Source organism: Thiemannella venezuelensis, from assembly GCF_014203605.1.
Lineage (GTDB): Bacteria > Actinomycetota > Actinomycetes > Streptosporangiales > Streptosporangiaceae > Planomonospora_A > Planomonospora_A venezuelensis.
On sequence record NZ_JACHJJ010000011.1, the window covers coordinates 13668 to 34518 of the forward strand.

General features: G+C 74.8%; 13 protein-coding genes. 3 read left to right on the forward strand and 10 right to left on the reverse strand.

Going from position 1 to position 20851, the window contains the following annotated elements; translation table 11 throughout:
- Positions 1-63: 63 nt before the first annotated feature.
- Positions 64-1119, forward strand: a complete 1056-nt coding sequence (locus FHS22_RS17430) for a transglycosylase SLT domain-containing protein (protein WP_184942943.1) — start codon at positions 64-66, stop codon at positions 1117-1119.
- A 27-nt stretch (positions 1120-1146) separates the two neighbouring features.
- Here FHS22_RS17430 and FHS22_RS17435 read toward each other — a convergent pair whose 3' ends face one another.
- A complete protein-coding gene (locus FHS22_RS17435; RefSeq protein WP_184942945.1) occupies positions 1147-2481 on the reverse strand; it encodes a xylan 1,4-beta-xylosidase in 1335 nt (444 codons plus the stop codon).
- Positions 2482-2795: 314 nt separating this feature from the next.
- Between FHS22_RS17435 and FHS22_RS17440 the strand changes: the two genes are divergently transcribed.
- Entirely contained in the window at positions 2796-3071 is a 276-nt protein-coding gene (locus tag FHS22_RS17440) for a putative quinol monooxygenase (protein ID WP_338047806.1), read from the forward strand.
- A 16-nt stretch (positions 3072-3087) separates the two neighbouring features.
- On the opposite strand, the gene FHS22_RS17445 is transcribed toward FHS22_RS17440, so the two are convergent.
- The 7 genes from FHS22_RS17445 to FHS22_RS17475 form a co-directional block, all read right to left on the reverse strand.
- Positions 3088-3852, reverse strand: coding sequence for an alpha/beta fold hydrolase (locus tag FHS22_RS17445; protein WP_184942949.1), 765 nt, complete (start codon positions 3850-3852; stop codon positions 3088-3090).
- Positions 3853-3990: 138 nt separating this feature from the next.
- A complete protein-coding gene (locus FHS22_RS39280) occupies positions 3991-6339 on the reverse strand; it encodes a putative bifunctional diguanylate cyclase/phosphodiesterase (RefSeq protein WP_184942951.1) in 2349 nt (782 codons plus the stop codon).
- 185 nt (positions 6340-6524) lie between these two features.
- Entirely contained in the window at positions 6525-7697 is a 1173-nt protein-coding gene (gene fxlM, locus FHS22_RS17455) for a methyltransferase, FxLD system (protein WP_184942953.1), read from the reverse strand.
- 289 nt (positions 7698-7986) lie between these two features.
- Positions 7987-9018, reverse strand: a complete 1032-nt coding sequence (locus tag FHS22_RS17460) for an NAD-dependent epimerase/dehydratase family protein (protein WP_184942955.1) — start codon at positions 9016-9018, stop codon at positions 7987-7989.
- 96 nt (positions 9019-9114) lie between these two features.
- On the reverse strand, positions 9115-11496 hold the full coding sequence (locus FHS22_RS17465) for a SulP family inorganic anion transporter (RefSeq protein WP_184942956.1): 2382 nt from the start codon (positions 11494-11496) through the stop codon (positions 9115-9117).
- 73 nt (positions 11497-11569) lie between these two features.
- On the reverse strand, positions 11570-13069 hold the full coding sequence (locus FHS22_RS17470; RefSeq protein WP_184942959.1) for a hypothetical protein: 1500 nt from the start codon (positions 13067-13069) through the stop codon (positions 11570-11572).
- Positions 13070-13252: 183 nt separating this feature from the next.
- A complete protein-coding gene (locus FHS22_RS17475; protein ID WP_184942960.1) occupies positions 13253-13819 on the reverse strand; it encodes a YbhB/YbcL family Raf kinase inhibitor-like protein in 567 nt (188 codons plus the stop codon).
- Between the two features lie 102 nt (positions 13820-13921).
- Here FHS22_RS17475 and FHS22_RS17480 point away from each other — a divergent pair, with 102 nt between their 5' ends.
- Positions 13922-17203: a BTAD domain-containing putative transcriptional regulator gene (locus tag FHS22_RS17480; RefSeq protein WP_184942962.1), complete on the forward strand. Its 3282-nt coding sequence runs from the start codon at positions 13922-13924 to the stop codon at positions 17201-17203.
- A 7-nt stretch (positions 17204-17210) separates the two neighbouring features.
- Here FHS22_RS17480 and FHS22_RS17485 read toward each other — a convergent pair whose 3' ends face one another.
- Positions 17211-17453: a hypothetical protein gene (locus FHS22_RS17485; RefSeq protein ID WP_184942964.1), complete on the reverse strand. Its 243-nt coding sequence runs from the start codon at positions 17451-17453 to the stop codon at positions 17211-17213.
- 1 nt (position 17454) lies between these two features.
- Positions 17455-20811: a DEAD/DEAH box helicase gene (locus tag FHS22_RS17490; RefSeq protein ID WP_338047790.1), complete on the reverse strand. Its 3357-nt coding sequence runs from the start codon at positions 20809-20811 to the stop codon at positions 17455-17457.
- Between the last annotated feature and the right edge of the window lie 40 nt (positions 20812-20851).

A 20851-nucleotide genomic window follows, 5' to 3' on the forward strand; every position in this document is an offset into this window, starting at 1 on the left:
TCCGCTTGCCGTGTCGCGCGCGAAAACGGCCCGGGAGGGAGCCGCTCGGGTACGTTGGGGCCGGTGAAGGAGCAGTACGCGGGAGCCGTACGGCCGGAGCACGACCACCGGCCGGCCCGGCGGATGACGCACACGCAGCAGGACACCCGGGACGGCGGGGCGCCGCCCGCGCGCACGGGCCGGTCGCGGGGGAGGCCGGTGGCCGCCTCGCTCGTCTGCCTGGCCCTCGTGCTCTCCGGTTGCGCCGGTGCGCAGGGCGCCGCCTCCCCGGCCCCTCCCGGCCGGACGGCGATGCGGCAGGCCCCGGAGCGGACGGCGACGCCGTCGGCGGCCGGGTCCGTACGGCAGGCGCCCGCCCTGCCCGGCCCGGACGCGGCGATCCCCAAGGACCCGGCACGGCTGGCCCGCGCCCTGGCCGCCACCACCGCGGAGCTCCGGCGGGCCGTCGACGCCTGGACGCGCGACGGGGACCCCGCCACCGGGCAGGCCCCGGAACCGGTGGTGCTGCTGGCCCTGTACCAGCAGCGCATCTACCGCCACCTGGCCCGCAACCCGCAGGTCGCCTCCCGCACCTACGCCGGGCTGCCCAGGGCCCTGGCCGGGCCGGCGAAGGACGACGTGACGGCCATCCGGAAACTGCTCTCCCTCGTCCACCCCGTCAGCAGGCCGGCGAAGTTCAAGGTCCGGCCCCCCGAGCCCGCCGACGTCCTGCTCGGCCATTTCCGGCGCGCCGAGCGCCGGTTCGGCGTCGGCTGGGAGGTGCTGGCGGCGGTGATGTTCGTCGAGACCAAGTTCGGCCGCGTGCGCTCACCCAGCCACACCGGCGCCCAGGGGCCGATGCAGTTCATGCCGGGCACCTGGGACGCCTACGGGATGGGCGGCGACGTCCACGACACCCGCGACGCCCTGCTCGGCGCGGCCAACTACCTGCACGCGTCGGGGGCGCCGCGCGACTACCGGCGCGCGCTGTACGCCTACAACCACTCCTGGGCGTACGTCGACGCGGTGCTGCTGCACGCGCGCCGGATCAGGCGGGACATCAGGAACTACTACGCCTACTACAACTGGCAGGTGTTCGTGGTCACCACCCGCGGCGAGCGCCGCCTCACCGGCCCCTGACCCCGCGGCGGGGGCGCGACGCGCGACCTAGCGGTCGCTCCACCTGATCTCGTAGGGCTTGAGGGTGAACTCCTCGCCGTCCACCGTCGTGGTGACCTCCGCGTCGGCGGTGTTGACCATCACCAGCTTCCGCGGCTGCGCCAGCACCCGGACCTTGGAGTCGGAGGAGGCGACCCGCTCCAGCTCGGCTCCGGCGGGGAACCACGTGGCGAAGTCGCCCAGAAGCCTTCCGGTCGGGAGCAGGTCGCCGGTCTTCGGGTCCCACATGCAGCCCTGGCAGGCGCCCTGCTTGGTCTGCGGGTTCCAGTACAGCGCGGTGGCTGCGCCGCTCTCGGCGAACTCGATCATCGAGGCGGCCTGGACGGCGAGCCGCTTGGGCTCGGCCCAGGTGGTGCCGTCCTCGGGGACGAAGTACCACTCCGCCCACCAGACCGGCAGGTCGCCCGTCTTGTCCCGCAGCCAGGTGGTGACCGCGCCGAACTTGTCCAGTGCTCCGAACTCGTCGGGCAGCAGCTCGTGGGCGTCGGTCAGCGAGGCGCCGTCGACCACGATGAAGTCGGCGCCCTTCTTGTTCTCGAACCAGTAGGTGAAGGCGTCCAGGACGTTCTGGTTGACGACCCCCCACGGCCCGCGCAGCTCGGACCCGCCGGTCCTGTTGCTGTCGAAGCCGATGTAGGGGCCGCCGATCTTGGCGTCGGGCCGGACCGCCTTCACCGCGTCGTAGACCTTGTTGTAGAGCTCGGTATAGCCCTTGAAGTCCGCGGGCTTGGAGTGGTCCTTCCAGAAGCCCTTGAACTCGTTCCAGACCATGAAGTACTCGACGTCGCGGTACTTCTCGGCGACGGTCGCCGAGAGCTTGGCGAAGTCGTCGAAGTGCTGGGGGTACGGGGCGTCCTCCAGGTGCTCGGCCCAGGCCGACTCCTCGGTCGGGCCCTCCGGACCGCCCTTCATCCAGTCGGGGGCGCAGCAGAGCGTGATGACCTGCGTGCCGCCGGACTGCTTCATGAGGTTCGTCCGGCTGTCGAGGTCCTCCCAGAAGAACTCCTGCCGGTAGGGCTGGGGGTTGAGCACCCCGAACCCCATGATGTGCTGGTTCTGCAGCATCGGGGTCCGGGCGAGCGCCCCGGCCACGTCCTGCTCGAACTCCCGCGTGACGTTGTTGGCGCTGACCCCGGTGTGGGTGAACCCCCAGCGCGGCCAGGACGGGTCCACCGCCGGCGGTTTCGGGGCCGCGCTCCCGGACGCCGCGGGCGACGGGGTGGCGGACTGCGGCGCGGGGGAGGCCGCCCGGTCCGGGGCGCCGCCGGAGGAGCAACTCGCCAGTGCCAGCGCCGTCGCGATGCCCGCGGCCGAGGCGATCACCCGGCCGGGGCGCCACCATGTCGATACCCTGCTACCCGATGACACCTGATCCCCACCCAATCGTCGGCGTTCGCCCTGCTCAGAGCGTTCCACAGGCGATACGGAAGCAGCAAACCGGGAACGGTGTTCACAGCCAAGCGTTATGCCCGGTCCCGGGACGGGCAGGGCGTTCCGCGCCTCCCCGCCGGTCTCCGGGCGCCCCCGCCGGCCCGCCGGTCGCCGCGGGCGGGCACGGTGATGGAGACCGCGCCGGCCGGGAGGCGTAGAGTGCCGAGATCATCCGCCTGACGGTCTCGGGAGCCGCTTTGATCATCGTGTCCGGGAAGCTGTACGTGGACCCGGAGGTCCGCGAGGGGTACCTGAACGGGTGCCTGGGCGTCATCAGGCAGGCGCGGTCCTCTCCCGGATGCCTGGACTTCGTGCTCGCCGCCGACCCGATCGAGCCGGGCCGGATCAACGTGTACGAGCGGTGGGAGTCCGACGCCCACCTCCAGCGCTTCCGGGGCGCGGGCCAGGAGCCCGACCAGCTGGCCGAGATCCGCGTGGCGCAGGTGGAGAAGTACCGCATCTCCTCCGTCGAGTCCCCCTGAGAGGCCGAGTACGGCCTCACAACCCGGAGAGCGCGGCCACGGCGTCCCCGACCGCCCCGGGATCCTCGGCCGGAACCTCGTGGCCGCTGCCCTCGGCCACCAGGAGCCTGCTGCGGGAGGACCTGGCGGCGAGGGCCCGCTGGGCCTCCAGCCACGGCTCGCCGACCCCCTCGCCGCGCCGGAGCACCACCAGGGGGAGGCCGCCGAGCGGTCCCGTCCCGGCGACCTCCCGCTCCACCGCCTCCAGGTCCAGCCCCTCGCGCCCCTGCCGTACGTCCTGCCAGGTGCGGACGCCCAGGGCGGCCAGCAGCCCCTGGCCGGGGTCGACGGTGTCGGCGAGCACCATGCCGGCCACCCGGTCCGGGTGCCGGTCGGCGAAGAGCAGGGCGGGATAGCCGCCGAAGGAGTGCGCGACGAGGATCACCGGCGCCGCCGGGTCCGCGTGGTCGGCGACGGCGGCCAGTTCGGAGACCAGGTCCTCGGCCGTGCGCCCGGCCCGCGCCGGATCGGGGCTCCGCCCGGTCCCCGGCCGGTCGTACCTGCAGGTCCGGTGCTTGCCCGACAGGACCCGCTGCGCCTCGGCGAGGTTGCCGGAGTTCGCGCGGTCCCCGATTCCGTGGATCATGACCACCGCCGGGCTCCCGGTGCCGGTGCACGTGACGCTCTGCCGTACCCCGCCCGCGCCGACCAGCTCCGGCTCCGGCTCGTTGCGGCCGCCGCACGCCGGAGCGGAGACCAGCACGGCCAGCGTGAGCGCGGCCACGGACGCGAACCGGGGCATCGGTCCTCCTGGAGGTTCCGCCTCGCGGGCCGAGGACGGAGTGATCACAGTGTCCCGGACCGGCGGGCCGCCGGTCATCGTCATCGCGGATGAGGCGGTCCTCCACCGGGGGCAGGAGCCGAGGCTCCCGCCCGCGGGTTACGCGGCGTTCCGCCAGGGTGCCGTGTCCAGCAGCTCGTCGACCCGCGGGGCGGGGACGGGCGGCGAGAACAGGTAGCCCTGCGCCAGGGGGCAGCCCATCTGCTGCAGCAGGGCGGCCTGCTCGGAGGTCTCCACGCCCTCGACCACGGTGTGCAGGCTCAGGCTGGTCGCGAGCTCCACGATCGCCTTGGTGAAGGCACGGGTCCGGCTGTCCGCCTCGGTGAGCGCGCTGGTGAACGAGCGGTCGATCTTGAGGATGTCCACCGGCAGGGTGCGCAGGTAGGACAGGGACGAGTAGCCGGTGCCGAAGTCGTCCAGGGCGATGCGCACGCCCTGCTCGCGCAGTTCGGTCAGGACGTCGATGATGCGCCGGGTCTCCGCCGGGGTGGTGGCCAGCAGCATGCTCTCGGTGATCTCCAGCACCAGCGCCTGCTCGGGCAGGTCGTGGCGGCGCAGGATGGCCAGCGCCGCGTCGCTGAAGCTCTCGTCGCGGAGCTGGCGGCCGGAGACGTTGACGGTGACGGAGATGCCGTGCCGCTCGTGCCAGCGGCGCGCGTCGGCGCAGGCCTGCTCCAGCACCCACAGCCCGATCGGGACGATGAGGCCGGTCTCCTCGGCGATGGGGATGAAGATGTCCGGCCGGACCGGCTTGCCCCCGGTGGGGGTCCAGCGCAGCAGGGCCTCCACGGCGGTGATCTCGCCGCCGGTCAGGCCGACGACGGGCTGGTAGTTGAGGGTGAGCTCGCGCTGGGCGACGGCGTGGCGCAGACCGGTGCTCAGCCGCGCGTGCTCCAGCCGGGTGTCGCGCAGGCCCGGGTCGAACACGGCGAGCCGGTTCTTGCCGGCGTTCTTGGCCGCGTACAGCGCCATGTCGGCGTCGCGGAGCGCCTCGGAGGAGTCGCTCACCGGGATGCCGGCCAGGACGCCGATGCTGGTGGTGAGGTGGAGCTCGCGCCCGCCGACATGGTACGGCGCCTGCAGGGAGTGCAGGATCTGCTGGGCGACGGCGGTCGCGGTGATCTGGTCGGCGCCGGGGAGCACCATGGCGAACTCGTCGCCGCCGAGCCGGGCGAGGGTGTGACCGGGATCGGCGATCTCGCGCAGCCGGCGGGCGACCTGGGTGAGCAGCTCGTCGCCGACCGGGTGGCCGAAGGTGTCGTTGACGTCCTTGAAACCGTCCAGGTCGAGCAGGAGCAGGGCGGGCGGGCGGGCGCCGGGGTCGGCCAGGGCGCTCTGCACGGCCTCGGTGAGCACGGAGCGGTTGGCCAGGCCGGTCAGCGGGTCGCGGGAGGCGCGGTGGGCGAGCCTGCGCTGCAGCAGCTCCTGCCGGTGCAGCGAGACGGTCAGCTTGGCGGTCTGGGCGATGAGCTGCCCGGCCTGGTCGTCCAGGGCGACGGCGCGGGCCTCGGCCACGCGGGCGACGATGCTGAGCCGCAGCACGAGCAGGGCGGCCAGCGCCACGGTCATCACGATGACCGGCACGTTGTCGTAGGGCCGGTGGCGCTCGTCCGCGCCGAGGAGCAGCGGGGCCAGGCTGGAGACCAGCGGGCTGAGCAGCGCCAGGGCGAGGAAGGTGGTGACCCGCGCCCGGCTGGAGACCGCCGGCGGCTGCACCTCGCGCGTGTTGTTCTCCAGGCTGGGGTGGAGCGCGGCGCAGCCGATCAGGAGCGCCCAGCCCAGCCAGGCGGTCAGGGCCAGCGGCCCGTCCGGCCGCCCGGCCGCCTGGTCGATCAGGTGGCCGGCGTCGCCCACGAGCACGGCTCCGAAGGACGCGCTCAGCAGCATCAGCCAGGGCGCCCGCCCGCTGTCGAAGACCATCCGCGCGACCATCCCGAGCATGAGGAGGTCGATGGTGAAGGTGGTCAGCGCCAGCACGAACTCGGAGCCGCTGGACCCGTCGAGCGCCGGGGCGACGAGGAAGGTCCAGAAGGGCATGGAGACTCCGACGGTGATGATGGCGCCGTCGAGCAGCCCGGCCCAGCGCTGGCCGCCGGTCCGCAGCCCGAGCAGCGTCAGCCCGGCCAGCGCCAGGCCGTACGCGACAACGGTGGTGACCTGGTACAGGACGAAGAAGAGCGGGATCTTCAGCCAGAGCCAGCCGACCCCCCAGAACAGCATGCTCTCGACCAGGGAGCACGCGGCGGCGATGATGATCAGCCGCCAGTGCCGCTGGCGGAACAGCTTGTGGCGGCGTGCCCCGAGGAGGATCGCGGCCATCGACACCACCTGCAGGAGGACCAGGGCCACCACGCCCAGCGCGGGGGACGCGGCGGTGATCAGCGGAGAGGCGAGGGTCAGCAGACCGCCGACGAGAAGGTACGCCAGCCAGCCGTACGGCTTGCGCACGGGTCCGGTGGCCGGGCCTGACCCAGGGGACGTCCGAATCATGCTCTCTTTCTCGATCCACCGTGCTCGAAATGGGATGTCGCTAGAGAAAGAGAGTGGATTCCGCGTGGTGCGCGTCGCGGTGCCACCCGGTTGCCGGAAGGTTTCGGCCTCCTGCCGCCTCCCGGAGACCGCGGGTCAGGAGATCACGAAGCCCACCGCAGCACGAGCCGGGTGTGGCGCTTCTCGACGACCAGCGCCCCGGCGGGCGCGGGACCGAGGTGGGCCTCGACCCGCAGGCCGCCGGAGGCCGGGCGGCCCGCCGCCGCCCAGGCCCGCAGGTGGGCGGCGAGGTCGGCGGCGAGCCCCGCCCCCTCGGGTCCGTAGGCGTGGACGGTCAGCATGCCGTCCCGCCCCGCGGACTCCAGCACGCCGAGGCTGCCCCGCTCGACGATCCCGGCGGTCATCGTGTATCCCGGCGCGTCCAGGGGAGCGGCCGGCAGCCGTCCCGCCCGGGTCTCGAAGAGCGAGCACCAGCGCGGTTCGTGCACCGCAAGCCAGAGGACGAACCCGTCGAGGAGCTCCGCCCGGCCGCCGCCGACCCCGGTGGGGAAGGCCGAGGAGGGGCCGTCGAGCGCGGCCAGGACGTCACCGGTCTCCCGCGCCTCCGGGAGGGAGATCGTCAGCTCGGAGTCCCGGTCCAGGACGCGGGTCATCTCGGGCCCGGCGGAGGGTCCGCGCAGGCGCATGAACCCGCACGGCACCACCGAGCGGCTGGCCCAGTGCCCGTCCGCCCGTTCCATCGCCACCGAGCGCTGCACCCCCCGCAGGTCCAGCGGGACGACGAGGCGGCCCGACGGCCCGAGCTGCTCCAGCCAGGCCGGCGCGAGGTCCCACACCCCGACGGTGGCGATCACCCGGTCGTACGGCGCGCGCCCGGGGAAGCCCTCGAAGCCGTCGGCGCAGGCCACGGTCACCCCGGGGAACCCCGCGGCGTCCAGGTGGCCGCGGGCGCGCTCGACCAGGGCGGGGTCGATGTCGACGCTGACGACCTCGCCGCCGGGTCCCGCCAGCAGCGCCAGCAGCGCCGCGTTGTAACCGGTCCCGGTCCCGATCTCCAGGATCCGCTGCCCGGGCTCGACGCCGAGCTGGTCCAGCATCACCGCCATGATCGTCGGCTGGGACGAGGAGCTGATCGGCAGGCCGTCCGCGTCGCGCCTGGTCACGATCGCGTCGTCGCGGTAGGCGGTCTCCGGCGCGACCTCCGGCAGGAACACGTGCCGGGGCACCGCCCGCAGCGCCTGCGCCACGGTGTCGCTGATCCCGCGCTTGCGTACTTCCTCGACCATGCTCTCGCGCAGCGCGCTCAGATCGGCCATCGTCAGCCTCTCGTCCGGGTACGGCGGGCCGTCGCCTCCAGTGTCCTCCCGGGAGCGGGAACGCGCACGCCCCGGCCCCGGGTGGTGGAGGACGGAACGCCACGGAATGTCACCGCCCTCCACCCGCGACCCTGGGAGCATGGACCGCCGTCCGGCGTTCGGGGGACGAGGCCGGACAACGGCCAACCTAGGCGGCCCGCGCGGATGCGTCTGTGGAGAAATCCACGTACCGGGCCCGCCGCGGGGTCCGCGGCGGAACCCGCCTGCCGGAGGGGGCCGCCGGAAGGGCTCAGCCGGCGGCCCCCGGGTCCCGCTGCTCCCACTCGTCCAGGATCTTCGCCTCCTTCTCGGGGGCGATGCCGTGGCTCATCCGCGCGCTCCCGAAGGAGCGCCGCTCCTCGGGGATCTCCCGCAGCCAGGCCCAGGTGTCGCGGACGGTCTCGGCCACCGGACGGCAGACGAGCCCGGCCGCGCGGGCCTTCGCGGAGGAGGGCCGCCAGACTCCGGCGAACCCCGGATCGTCCGGGGCCCAGAGCGGCAGCTCGGTCCAGGGCCGGACCTCGCGGTCGAGCAGGAACCGGTCGCCGGCCCAGACGAACTCGGCGTCCGACCCCGTCGCCGCGCGGCACTCGTCCAGGAAACCGCCGTAGGTGGCGTTGCCCTCGACCCCGCTGACGAAGAACCGGTCGTTCACCCCCGCCTCGGCCTGGGACAGGGTGAAGGAGGCGATGTCGCGGGCGTCGACGAGCTGCATCGCGACCTCGGGATCGCCCGGCGCGAGGACCTTCCCGCCCCGGGCGATCCTGGTCAGCCACCAGGGCAGGCGGCCGACGTTCTCGTGCGGGCCGAGGATGAGGCCCGGCTCGACGACGAGGGCGTTGCCGTCGAAGCCCTGCTCCACCGCGCGCTCGCAGCCCGCCTTGAGCACGCCGTAGTCGCCGTCCTCCGGGCCGGCGTCCGGGGCGCACTCGAACCGGGGGGAGTCCTCGTCGGTCGGGCCGGTCCGGGGCCAGGCCGAGCAGGCCGAGATGCTGGAGATGAAGGCGTAGGTGGCGGCGCGGCCGCTGAGCGCGCGCACCGCGTCGCCGACCACCCGGGGGACGAACCCGCACACGTCGACGACGGCGTCCCACTCGCGGCCGTCCGCGAGCCGGGCCAGGTCCTCACGGGACTCCCGGTCGCCCCTGACCGCCTCGACCCCGGGCAGGTCCTCGCCGCTCACCCCCCGGTTGAAGGTCGTGACCTCGTGCCCGCGCCGCAGCGCTTCGGCGACGATCGCCCGGCCGAGGAAGACCGAGCCGCCGATTACCAGAGTTCTCATGTCCCTCATCCTTGGCGCCCGGCGGGATCGGGGCCAGGCGGTTTCTCCTGCGGCGCAAGCCGTACGCCCAGAGCGGACCGGCGGGGCGCCGCGCGGTCAGCGCGGCGCGAGGGCGGCCGGGGGCCGGTCGAGGACGTGGACGCGGGCGGCGGCGATGTCGAAGTAGAGGCCGACCAGTTCCAGGCGACCGGTCCGCACGAGCCGGTCCACCCGGGGGTGGGTGCGGAGGTTCTCCAGCTGCTGGATCACGTTGAGCCTGCAGAGGCGGTCGAGCGGACCGCCGTTCCCGTCGCGGTGACCGCTGCCGCCGTCATCGCCGCCACCGCCGTCGCCGTCGGTGGCGATGAACCGGGCCAGGCTGTGGTTGCCGTGGCGCAGCCAGCGGCCGAGCGAGGGCAGCTCCCTGGTGCCCTCCCCGCCGCCGAGCAGCGCGGCCATGGCGCCGCAGCCGGAGTGGCCGCAGACGGTGATGGTCCGGACGCCCAGCTCGTGGGTGGCGTACTCGATCGCGGCGGTGACCGAGTCGTCGGAGGGGAGCGCCCCCCGGCGCGGGACGAGGTTGCCGATGTTGCGGACGGTGAACAGGTCGCCGGGGCCGCTGGCGGTGATGAGGTTCGGCACGATCCGGGAGTCCGCGCAGGTGATGAAGAGGTGCGACGGCTGCTGCCTGCGGGCCATGCCGTGCAGGACCGGGCGGATCAGGGGGGCGGTGCGGTGGTGGAACTCCCGGGCCCCGGCCAGCAGGTCGGGTACGGCTCCCGTCTCCGCGGCCGGGTCGGTCAGGGTGCCGGCGGGCAGGCCGGACGGGGTCACGACGGGCAGGCCGGTCAGGGCGCCGGCGGGCAGGCCGGCTCCGCTCTGCGGCGCCTGCCCGGGCAGGGCCGCGACCGGGACGGACCCGGTGGAGTGCCTGCGCCGCCGGTGGGACCAGGGCAGCCACCATCGGTCCGGCGCCCGCGGCGGGGTCTTGGCCGGGAACATGTGGGCGCCGCTGGCGGCCATGGCGTACCACTCGTCGTGGATCTCGTCGATGCTGACCGTCCCGCCGCCGCGCTCGTGCTCCTGCCGCCAGGCGTGGAGGGCCTCGAAGGCGGCGTTGTCCATGAAGTCGATGTTCAGGTCCAGGTCCACCGCGGCCCCGGCCGGGATGGCGCGCAGCTCCGCGGTGAGCCGGGGCACGCCGAGGAAGGTCAGCGAGCCGTCGATCAGCACGTGCCAGCGGCGCCCGCAGGGCTCCGGCCGGGCGCTCACTCTCACCCAGGCGAGGCGGCGCAGGGCGAGCAGCGCGGCGAGGCCGAGGCCGAACAGCACGCCCTCGGCCAGGCCGAGCAGGACCACGCCCGCCAGGGTGACGAGGTAGACCGGCACCTCGCCGTGGCCGCGCAGGTTCCGGAGGTGCCCGACGTTGACCATCTGCACGCCGGTGAAGACCAGCAGGGCGGCCAGCGACTCCATCGGGATGAAGGCGATCGTCCAGCCCAGGCCGACCGCGAACAGCAGGATCCACAGGCCGTGCAGGATCGTGGACCAGCGGCTGCGCGCTCCCGCCCTGACGTTGGTGGTGCTGCGCACGATCACGCCCGCCACGGGCAGCCCGCCCAGGGCGCCGCTCACCACGTTGGCCGCGCCCTGGGCGGTGAGCTCCCGGTCCAGGTTGGCGCGCGGGCCGTCGTGCAGCTTGTCGGTCGCCACCGAGCAGAGCAGGGACTCGACTCCGGCGAGCAGGGCGACGAGCACCACCGCCGCGACGATCCCGTGCCAGTCGCCCTGCGGCCAGAGCGGGGCCGACCACTCGCCCAGACTCGCCGACAGGTCGACCCGGGTGACGTCCCAGTCGAGGACCCAGGCGGTCGCCGCGGCGGTGAGGAGGGCCGCCAGCGGCGCGGGGACGACCCGGAGCCGCTGCGGCAGCCGGGTCCAGGCGGCCAGGACCGCGATGGTCAGCAGGCCGGTGAGGACGGCGGGGCCGTGGTTGTCGGCGATCTGCCGGGGGAGCTGGGACAGGTTCTCGACCGCGGAGGCCTGCGGGCTGCCGCCGAGGACCACGTGGAGCTGGGAGAGGGCGATCGCCACACCGACGCCGGCGAGCATGCCGTGCACCACGGCGGGAGAGGCGGCGAGCGCCGCACGGGCGACCCGGAAGACGCCCAGCACCACCTGGAGGGCGCCCGCGAGCAGGGTGATCATGCAGGTGGCGCGCCAGCCGTACCGGGACACGAGCTCGGCGACCACCAGTGCGAGCCCCGCCGCGGGGCCGCTGACCTGGACGGCCGAACCGCCCAGTGAACCCGCCACCACGGCGCCGACCACACCGGCGATGAGCCCGGCCGCCAGCGGGGCCCCCGAGGCGACGGCGATGCCCAGGGAGAGGGGCACCGCCACCAGGAAGACCACCAGGGAGGCGGGCAGGTCGTGCCGTAGCACGGAGGCGATGACACTTACTGTAGTTTTCGCGTCACTCTTCGTGTCCGTCCCCATGGGGCAGACCTTATGCCGCGGACCCCTCGTCGGTTAAGGGGTCCGCGGCGAACTTTGCATAGCGCGGGGGAAATCAGCGGTAATAGTCGGGGTAGTCCGGTTCCTGGTTCCGGTGGTGGCTGCCCCGGGAGCCTGCATGGCTCCGGCCCTCGGAGGTGCTCTCCGGATTCGTGCCGTAGAGGTCGCCGTAGCTGGGCCAGTTGCCGCCTCCCGGAGGGGCGGGGGCGGGCTCGGGCCACGCCGCCGGGGCCGCGGGGGTCGCCGGCGAGACGTACGAGCCGGTCTCGTAGCCGTAGCCGCCGCTCGCGCCGGAGGGCGTGTCCGCCGGCCGGTCGTAGGGGGACACGGCCCGCGACGGGCTCGTCGAGACCGCCGGGGACGGGCCGGTGAGCGCGTCGTCCTCGATGGTGGCCCAGCCGGAGCTCACCTCGTAGGAGCCGGGAGGCGGGGCGCTGTAGACCGGCGTCTGGTACGAGCTGTAGGACGGCCCGGGGTCGTCCAGGATGTCGGCCGTGTTCACGGCCGCCCAGCCGCCCGATCCCGGGGTGGTGGCCTGCGCCCAGGGGTTGTCGGCGACGGGGCTCGGCGGCTCGGGCGCGGAGCCGTACGGCGTCGCGAGCGGGTCCGCGCCCGGCGTCGTGGCGGGGAAGCCGCCGCTGGTCGTGGGGCCCAGGGGGGGCAGCGCGGGTCCGATGCCGGTGCCGCCGTGCGCGATCGGGCCGCTGGGAGCGCCCGGCACGGGGAGACCGGAGGAGGAGCCCGCGCCGCGGGAGTAGGAGCCGCCGAGGGGGTCGTTCAGCGGGTCGGGACGCGAGGCGCCGCCGCCCGGAACGCCCAGGGGGTTCGCGGCGCTCTGGACGTTCTGCGCGTTCGACGCGGAGGCGCGGCCGCCGCGGCGGGAGCTCCGCGGGGTACGGCTCTCGCCGAAGGAGCCCGGCGTGGGCGCGGCGAAGGTGACCGTCTTCTGCTCGGCCAGCGTGGCGGCGCTGGGCGCGGGGTTCGGCTGGACCGGCCCGACCAGATCGGCCAGGCCGGAGGGCAGGGAGGCCGCGGCCGGGGAGACCTGCGGAGGGGGAGCCGGGGCGGGCTCCGGGGCCGGGACCGGCCGCTGCGGCCTGCTCGGCAGCGGGGCCTGCACGGTCACCGCGTCGGCGTCGGCCTGGAGGACTCCGTCCTCCTGGTCCAGGGGACGGCTCGCGCCCATCCTGGCGGCCAAGGGCCCTCCGAAACCGCCCTCGTCGGCCTGGAGGCGCGTCCAGTAGTCGTCGTCGTAGTCGTCCGGCTCGCCGAACTCGTTCACGCCGCGCTTGCCGCGGGCGCCCGAAGGCCGCGGCGGGCGCGGTTTGGGCTCGTCGAACGGCGAGAGGTCGGGCGTGAAGTGGTCCATCTTGGGTTCCCTGGCGGCGAACTCGTCAGTGGACCGGGTAGGCGTCGACGCCTCCTTCTCGGCCATCTCGCGCAGCCGCTCCGCGGGAAGCGCGCTCTCCCTGCGGTTCATCGACCGCATCCCCAGTGCCACGACGAGGAGCACGAGGAGCACGACGGCGACCAGGCTTACTATGACCGCGGTCATTGCACCACCTTCAAGGCCATGGCCTCCCAGCGGCGCCGGTGAGGTCGCGCGGCCATCGACGCGACCTGCCCCCTGTGATCACCTGCGCTCGGACATCGGATCTGATTGTGTCGGACCACCGAGAGCGTTGTCACACCCTAAGTGAAGAATTGGTAACCATTACTACCTCCGGTGTTTACCTTGTCACTCGATGTGTGTCGCGGTAAGCCGTCCCCAGGCGATCGTCTTGTCCGCGATGCTCCTCAAGGTCTCGGAGAGGGGGGCGCCCTTGCCGAGTTCGACTCGCTCCTTGAGTGCGTAGACAGTGAAACGATAGTTCTCCTGGCGGCGGCACGGAGGCGTATAGCCCACTTTGCCGTTGGTGGCGCTGCCCTCCACGGCTCCCACCGGAACGGTGCCCTCGGCCAGCTCGGCGGTGCGCGGGTCGATGTCGAACACGACCCAGTGCACCTCGGGACCGGTGGCGGCGTTGTTGTTGTCGGCCACGATCGCGACGGACTTGGAGCCGTCCGGCACGCGTGACCAGCGCAGCGGGGGGTTCCCCACCGTGCCGTGGCAGGAGTAGTCGGAGGGCAGGGGACCGCCGTCCCGAACCGCGGGGCTCGTGACGCTGAGCGGTTCCAGCTGGAGCAGCTCGGCCGAGGCGGTGCCGCTCACCAGCCCGCAGCCGGAGGAGACGACGACGAGCGCCGCGGCGGCCACCGCTGCGGCGGTGCGTCGCGGGCGCGTAGACGTGTTCGACTGCCCCATGCCGGATGATGCTACGCGGATCTGGAACGTGCGCCGACCGGATCCTGAGCTTCCATGGCACGACAGTAGCCATAAATCGGACAGAATCGAGTGATGGGCGGGGTGAGGTTGCACACGGAGACCGGTTTCGCCATCCTCGGCCCACTGGAAATCCACCGGGGCGGGGAGCGGGTGGAGGTCGCGGGGCAGCGGCTGAGGGCCCTGCTGTGCCTGCTGCTCCTCGACGCGGGCAGGCCCGTGCCGGTCGGCCGCCTGGTCGCCGGAGTATGGGGGGACCGCCCGCCGGCCGCGGCGGGAAACGCCCTGCAGGCCCTGGTCTCGCGGCTGCGCGCGGTCCTGGGCGGCCGGAGGGCTCTGGTCGGGGCCACCGCGGCCGGGTACCGGCTGGCCGTCGACCCCGAACGGGTGGACGCCCACAGGTTCACCCGGCTGGCCGCCGAGGGCCGGGCCGCCCTCGCCGCGGGCCTTCCGGCGGAGGCCGCGGCCACCCTGCGGGCCGCGCTGGAGCTCTGGCGCGGCCCGGCCCTGGCCGACCTGACCGGGAACGAGGCCGTCGCCGCCGGACTCGCCCGGCTGGACGCGCTCCGGCTGGAGGCGGCCGAGGACCGGATCGAGGCCGTCCTGCTGCTCGGCCGGGGCTCCGAGGCGGCCGCGGAACTGCCCGCGCTGATCGCGGCCCACCCGCTGCGGGAGCGGCTGCGCGGCCAGCTCATGCGGGCCCTGTACGCCTCGGGCCGCCAGGTCGAGGCGCTGGCCGCGTTCGAGGACGCCCGTGCGGCCTTCGCCGAGGAACTGGGGGCGGACCCCTCGCCGGCGCTGGCCGGACTCCACCTGGCGATGCTCCGCCGCGACTGGTCCGAGCACGCCGTACGGCCCGCCCCCGGCACCCCCGATCCGGTCCCCGTCCCGCAGCCCGTGACGGCGGCGGCACCGGGCAACCTGCGCGCGCGCCTCACCAGCTTCGTCGGCAGGGAGCACGAGGTGGCCCGGGTCGCGGAGCTGCTCGCCGGACACCGGCTGGTCACTCTGCTCGGCCCCGGCGGCGCGGGCAAGACCCGGCTGGCGGTCGAGTCGGCGGAGGCGGTCGCCGGCCGGATGCCCGACGGGGTGTGGCTGGCCGAGCTGGCCTCGGTGGCCGACCCGTCCGAGGTGCCGCAGACCGTCTTCTCGGCCCTGGACCTGCGTGACGGCATCCCGCCGGGGCGGCCGGGAACCCTGCCGGCGCCCTCCGCCCGCGACCCGCTCTCCCGCCTGGTCTCGGCTCTGGCCGGGAAGCGGCTGCTGATCGTCCTGGACAACTGCGAGCACCTGGTCGAGGCGGCGGCGGTGCTCGCCGACCGGGTGCTGGCCGGCTGCCCGGAGGTGCGCGTCCTGGCCACCAGCCGCGAACCCCTGGCCATCACGGGCGAGCTGACCTGGCCGGTGCCGCCGCTGGAGCTCCCGCCGCCCGGGGGCGATCCGGCCGAGGCCCTGGACTATCCGGCCGTCCGCCTGTTCGCCGAGCGCGCCGCGGCGGTCCGCCCCGGCTACCGGCCCGAGGCCGAGGCCGGGGCGGTGGTGCGGATCTGCCGCGAGCTCGACGGCATGCCGCTCGCGATCGAGCTGGCCGCCGCCCGGCTCCGGTCCCTGTCGGCCGGGCAGATCGCCGACCGCCTCGACGACCGGTTCCGGCTGCTGACCGGCGGCAGCCGTACGGCGCTGCCCCGCCATCAGACGCTCCGCGCGGTGGTGGAGTGGAGCTGGGACCTGCTGGACGGGCAGGAGCGCGCGCTGGCGGGCCGCCTGTCGGTCTTCGCCGGGGGCGTCACGCTCGACGCCGCCGAGCGGGTCTGCCCGGGCGGAGGGCTGGAGCGGGCCGACGTGCTCGACGTGCTGGCCCGGCTGGTCGACAAGTCGCTGCTGGCGGTCGCCGAGGACGGGACCGCGCCCCGCTACCGGATGCTGGAGACCATCCGCGCCTACGCCGCCGAGCGGCTGGCCGAGTCGGGCGAACGGGAGCGGGTGCGGCTGGCGCACGCGGTGTTCTTCACGGAGCTGGCGGAGGCGGCCGAGCCGGGCCTGCGCGACCACCGGCAGGAGGCCTGCCTCGCCGAGCTGTCCCGCGAGCACGACAACCTCTCGGCGGCGCTGCGCCGGACCACGGGGGCGGCCCGGTTCGACCTGGCGCTCCGGCTGGTCGGCGCGCTCGGCTGGTACTGGTGGCTGCGCAGTCACCGGATCGAGGGCGCGCACCGGGCCCTCGAGGTGCTCGGCCCGGTGGACGGGGCGCTGGCGGCGGGAGAACGGGTGCACGGCGTCGACGCCGGGCCGCTCGCCCTGGCCCGGGTCGCCTACGGCGTCAACGCGGTCGGGGCCGGGACCGAGCTGGACACGGCGCGGGACCAGCTGACCGAGGCGGTACGGCTGGCGCGCGCGCAGATCCCGCCGCCCTGGCACCCCCTGGTCGTGACGGCGGGACCGATCGGTGCGCTCTTCGCCGGCCTCCCCGCGGACGGCGGCCGCTATCTCGACGAGATGTTCGCCCACCCCGATCCCTGGGTGACGTCCCTGGCCCACCTGCTCCTCGGCTACGACCACCTCAACAGCGGCCGGATCGGCGGCTGCGAGAGCGAGGTGCGGACCGCCCTGGCCGGGTTCCGGGAGCTCGGGGAGCGCTGGGGGGCCGGCACCGCGCTGGCCGCGCTGGCGGAGGTGGACTTCCTGCACGGCGAGTTCCGGCAGGGGGCGGACCGGGTGCTGGAGGCCATCGCCGTCATGGAGGAGCTGGGGGCCGTCGACGAGGTCGCCTACCTGCGCGGCCGGCTCGCCGTGGGGCTGAACCTGCTGGGCGAGAGGGCGGTGGCGCGGGAAATGCTGGACGAGTCGCTGCGCAACGCCCTCCGGAACAAGGACATGGTCGCCGCGGTGAACTTCCTCGCCGCCCGCGGGGACTTCGCCCGGGAGGCCGGGGAGCTCGCCGAGGCGCGGCGGTACTACGCCGACGCCCTGCGGGTGGTGGACACCGAGTCCAGCATGCCGATCCAGATCAGGGCGGCGGTGAACGCCTCGCTCGGCCTGCTGGCCGAGCAGGAGGGGGACCTGCCGCGGGCCGGGCGGCTGCTCGGCACCGCGCTGGAGCAGGCGGCGGGGGCGACCGACGCATCGGTGCTCGGCCTGGTGCTGATCGGCTGCGCGGGCCTGGCGCTCGCCGGGGGCGACCCCGCCAGGGCGGCGACGCTGCTCGGCGGGGCCGCGATGATCCGGGGCATCGACGTGGTGGTCGACTTCGACCACGTGCGGATCACCGAGCGCGCGAGGGGCGCGCTCGGCGAGGAGGAGTTCGCGCGGTGCTACGGGCGGGGCCGCGCGCTCTCCCGCGAGGACGTGGTCTCCCTGGCGGGATAGCGCGGCGTCACGGCTCCTGGGAGCCGTCGTCGCCCAGCTCGCGATAGGGCTTGCGGAGCAGGTCGACCAGGGGGATGTGCCGCACTCTGACCTCCGGCGGCTCCAGCACGCGCAGCAGGAGGTCCGGGGGGGCCTGCCCGCCGTCCGCGCGGGGGCGCAGCCGGCTCAGGGAGACCGCGGGGGAGTAGAAGTCGGCGAGCCGGTCCTCGAACGGCGGGTCGCCTGCGGGCCCGGTCCCGGAGGGCCGCATGTCAGCTCACCGCCCCGGGGCCGAGGGTGAACAGCTCGCGGAGCCGGTCGGTGGACAGGTCGGCGATCCAGTCCTCGCCGGTGCCCACCACGTTCTCCGCGAGCGCCTTCTTGCGCTCGATCATCTCGTCGATCCGCTCCTCCAGGGTGTCCACGCAGACGAACTTGCGCACCTGCACGTTCTTGGTCTGGCCGATCCGGAAGGCCCGGTCGGTCGCCTGGTTCTCCACCGCGGGGTTCCACCACCGGTCCACGTGGACCACGTGGTTGGCGGCGGTCAGGTTGAGCCCGGTCCCCGCCGCCTTCAGCGAGAGCAGGAACACCGCCGGCTCGTCGTCGCCCTGGAAGCGCTCCACCAGCTCGTCGCGCCTGCGTCTGGACAGCCCGCCGTGCAGCCAGAGCACCGGCCGGTCCAGGTGCGCGGCGAGGTACGGCTGCAGCAGGGAGCCGAACTCGGTGTACTGGGTGAACACCAGCGCCTTGTCGCCCTCGTCGACGATCTCCTCGGTCAGCTCCTCCAGCCGGGCCAGCTTCCCCGACCGGCCCGCCAGCGGCGAGCCGTCCTTGAGCAGGTGGACGGGGTGGTTGCAGATCTGCTTGAGCCGGGTCATGGTGGCCATGACGTTGCCGCGCCGCTCGATGCCCTCACTGCCGGCGATCTTGGCGAGCATGTCCTCGGCGACCGCCCGGTACAGCTCCGCCTGCTCGGGGGTGAGCGTGCACCAGACCTTCATCTCCATCTTCTCCGGCAGGTCGGAGATGATCGACTTGTCGGTCTTGAGGCGCCGCAGCACGAACGGGCCGGTGGCCCGCTTCAGCGCCCGGACGGCATCCTGGTCGCCGCGCGTCTCGATCGGCTCGCGGTAGCGCCTGTGGAACCGCTCGGCCGGACCGAGCAGGCCGGGATTGCAGAACTCCATGATCGACCAGAGCTCCGCCAGATGGTTCTCCACGGGGGTGCCGGTCAGCGCCAGCCGGGTCCGCGCGGGGATCGACCGCACCGCCCGCGACTGCCGCGCGGCGCTGTTCTTGATCGCCTGCGCCTCGTCGCAGACCACCCGGCCCCAGTCGAGACCGGCCAGCGCCTCCAGGTCCCGCAGGGCCGTGCCGTAGGTGGTGAGGACCAGATCGTGCTCCCGGACGGTCGCCGCCAGCTCCTCCCGCCCGGCGCGGGCGGCGCCGTGGTGGACGTAGACCCGCAGCGAGGGGGCGAACCCGGCCGCCTCCTTCTGCCAGTTGCCGAGCAGCGACATCGGGCACACCAGCAGCGTCGGCGGCACCTCCCCCGCGGCCCGCTCGCTGAGCAGCAGGGAGAGCGTCTGCGCGGTCTTGCCCAGGCCCATGTCGTCGGCGAGCACGCCGCCGAGGCCGAGACCGGACAGGAAGCTCAGCCAGGACAGGCCGCGCTCCTGGTAGGGGCGCAGGACGCCGCGGAAGGACTCCGGGGTCGCGACCGCAGTGACGCGGCGGTCGGCCTCGGCGGAGAGCAGGTCGCCGAGGAGGCCGTCGGCGTCCACGCCGATCAGCGGGAGGCCGTCCTCGCCGCCCTCCACGACCTCCCGGATCACCTGGCCGACGGTCGTCTCGCCGCCGCCGCGCCGCCGGACGACCTCCAGGGCGCTCTTGAGCTGGACGTCGTCCAGCTCGACCCACCGGTCGCCGATCCGGACCAGCGGGATCCTGCGCCCGGCCAGCTCCGCCAACTCCTCCCCGCCGAGCACGTGGTCGCCCACGGCCACGTCGATCCGGAGGCTCACCCGGCCGTCCAGCCCGGCCTCCGGACCGTCGCCGGCCGCCCGGGCGGTCAGCCTGAGGCCCAGCCCCTGGCGGCCGGCCCAGGCGGGCAGGTGCACGCCGTACCCGGCGGCCCGCAGCGCGGGGGCGCCGTGGCGCAGGAACGAGAACGCCCAGGCCGTCTCGACCGCCAGTCCGGACGGCTCGGGATCCCGCAGCGCGGTGTGCAGGCCGGGGTGGAGCCGCACGGCACGGCCCAGCTCGGCGCGGAGCAGCTCCAGCGGGCGCTCGGGCAGCCACGGCGCCCGCTCCCCGGCGCGGATGCGGTCGGCGGACAGGTAGCGGAGGGGCTCTTCCGGCTCCCGCCCGGCATGGCGGGAACCGGCGGATCCGCTCTCCGGGCCTCCGCCGGCCGGTCCGCCGCCCCCGTCCTCCCCGGAGGGGTCGCTGTTCCCGCTCCGGCCGGCGGGCCCGGACGGGAGGAGGGCGGCGGAGGGGGCGAGGCCGAACTCGACCGTCCACGGGCCGTCGGGGCCGCTGCCGTCCGGCGGCTCGACCAGCCGGAAGCAGGCGCGGACCGGCCCGTCCAGCTCGTGGGCGCCGGCGAACCAGCCGCCCAGAGCCGCGCCGAGCGCGGCCACCTCGGCGGGGCGCGCCCCGGGGATCGCGGCGTCCTCGGCGGTCAGGGCGTGCAGCCAGCGGTCGGGCAGCGCCGTCCGCAGGCCGGGACGGGCCCCGACGATCAGGCGGTCGGGCAGCGCGAGGCGCGCCGCGCCGTCCACCAGGGACTCCAGCGCCTCGTGCAGCACGTCCGCGGCGGCCCGCTCCGCGGAGGACTGCCCCGTGGCGGCCTGCCCCGTGAGGGTCTGCCCTGTGGCGGTCTGCCCCGCGGCCACGGCACGGCACACCGGCGGCATCGCGGCGGCGAGGTCGCGCAGGGCGGCCGGATCGGCCCCGATCAGCACCGGCCGCCAGCGCGCCGCGGGCTCACCGTCCTCGACGGCGAGCTGCGGCAGGATCCGGCCCCGCCGTACCAGCCCCCGGGCGTGCTCGGCCACCACCGCGAAGTAGCGCAGGGACAGGGCCGGCGCCCACGCGGGCGCATCCGCCGTGTCCGGGGAGCCGTCCGGGGACGCCGCGGCGGGGTCGTCCGGGGCGGGTACGGCGTCGCCCGGGTGGAACCGGCCCGCGGAGGCCAGGAGGGGGAGGGCCTCGGCGGGCCGCAGCAGGAGAGCCGGGACGCGCCAGGCGGTGATCCGGGGACTCCTGACCCTGCCGGAGAGGCCGGACTCCGGCGAGGGCAGCGGGCCCCTCGCCGAGCCGGGGAGCAGGAGCGTCAGCTCGGCCGTACGGCGGGCGAGGACCGCTCCACCGGGGCCCTCCGGTCCGGAGCCGCCCGGAGCTCCCGGCGCGGCGGTCGCCGCAGGAGCGGGCGCAGGGCCGGTCGGCGAGGTGGCAGCCGTGCCCGGCAGGAGCCCTCCCAGCGCCGCGGCCAGCGCGGAGACGGGGGCCGCGAACGGGTGGGGGCGGACGGCGGCGCGGGAGACAGGGCCGGGGCCCCGGGCGGTGTCCTCCGCCCAGAGCCCCAGCCCGCCGTCCGCCCACACGCCATGGACCACCAGCACGCGACCACTCCACCTCTCGTCGATCTCGGTCGGGACTCCC

Excerpts from the sequence above, each read along its gene's own strand:
- FHS22_RS17445 (WP_184942949.1), bottom strand. The coding sequence starts at position 3,852 with ATGCCCCGGTTCGCGTCCGTGGCCGCGCTCACGCTGGCCGTGCTGGTC.
- fxlM (WP_184942953.1), bottom strand. The coding sequence starts at position 7,697 with ATGGCCGATCTGAGCGCGCTGCGCGAGAGCATGGTCGAGGAAGTACGC.
- FHS22_RS17460 (WP_184942955.1), bottom strand. The coding sequence starts at position 9,018 with ATGAGAACTCTGGTAATCGGCGGCTCGGTCTTCCTCGGCCGGGCGATC.
- FHS22_RS17465 (WP_184942956.1), bottom strand. The coding sequence starts at position 11,496 with ATGGGGACGGACACGAAGAGTGACGCGAAAACTACAGTAAGTGTCATC.
- FHS22_RS17470 (WP_184942959.1), bottom strand. The coding sequence starts at position 13,069 with ATGACCGCGGTCATAGTAAGCCTGGTCGCCGTCGTGCTCCTCGTGCTC.
- FHS22_RS17475 (WP_184942960.1), bottom strand. The coding sequence starts at position 13,819 with ATGGGGCAGTCGAACACGTCTACGCGCCCGCGACGCACCGCCGCAGCG.
- FHS22_RS17485 (WP_184942964.1), bottom strand. The coding sequence starts at position 17,453 with ATGCGGCCCTCCGGGACCGGGCCCGCAGGCGACCCGCCGTTCGAGGAC.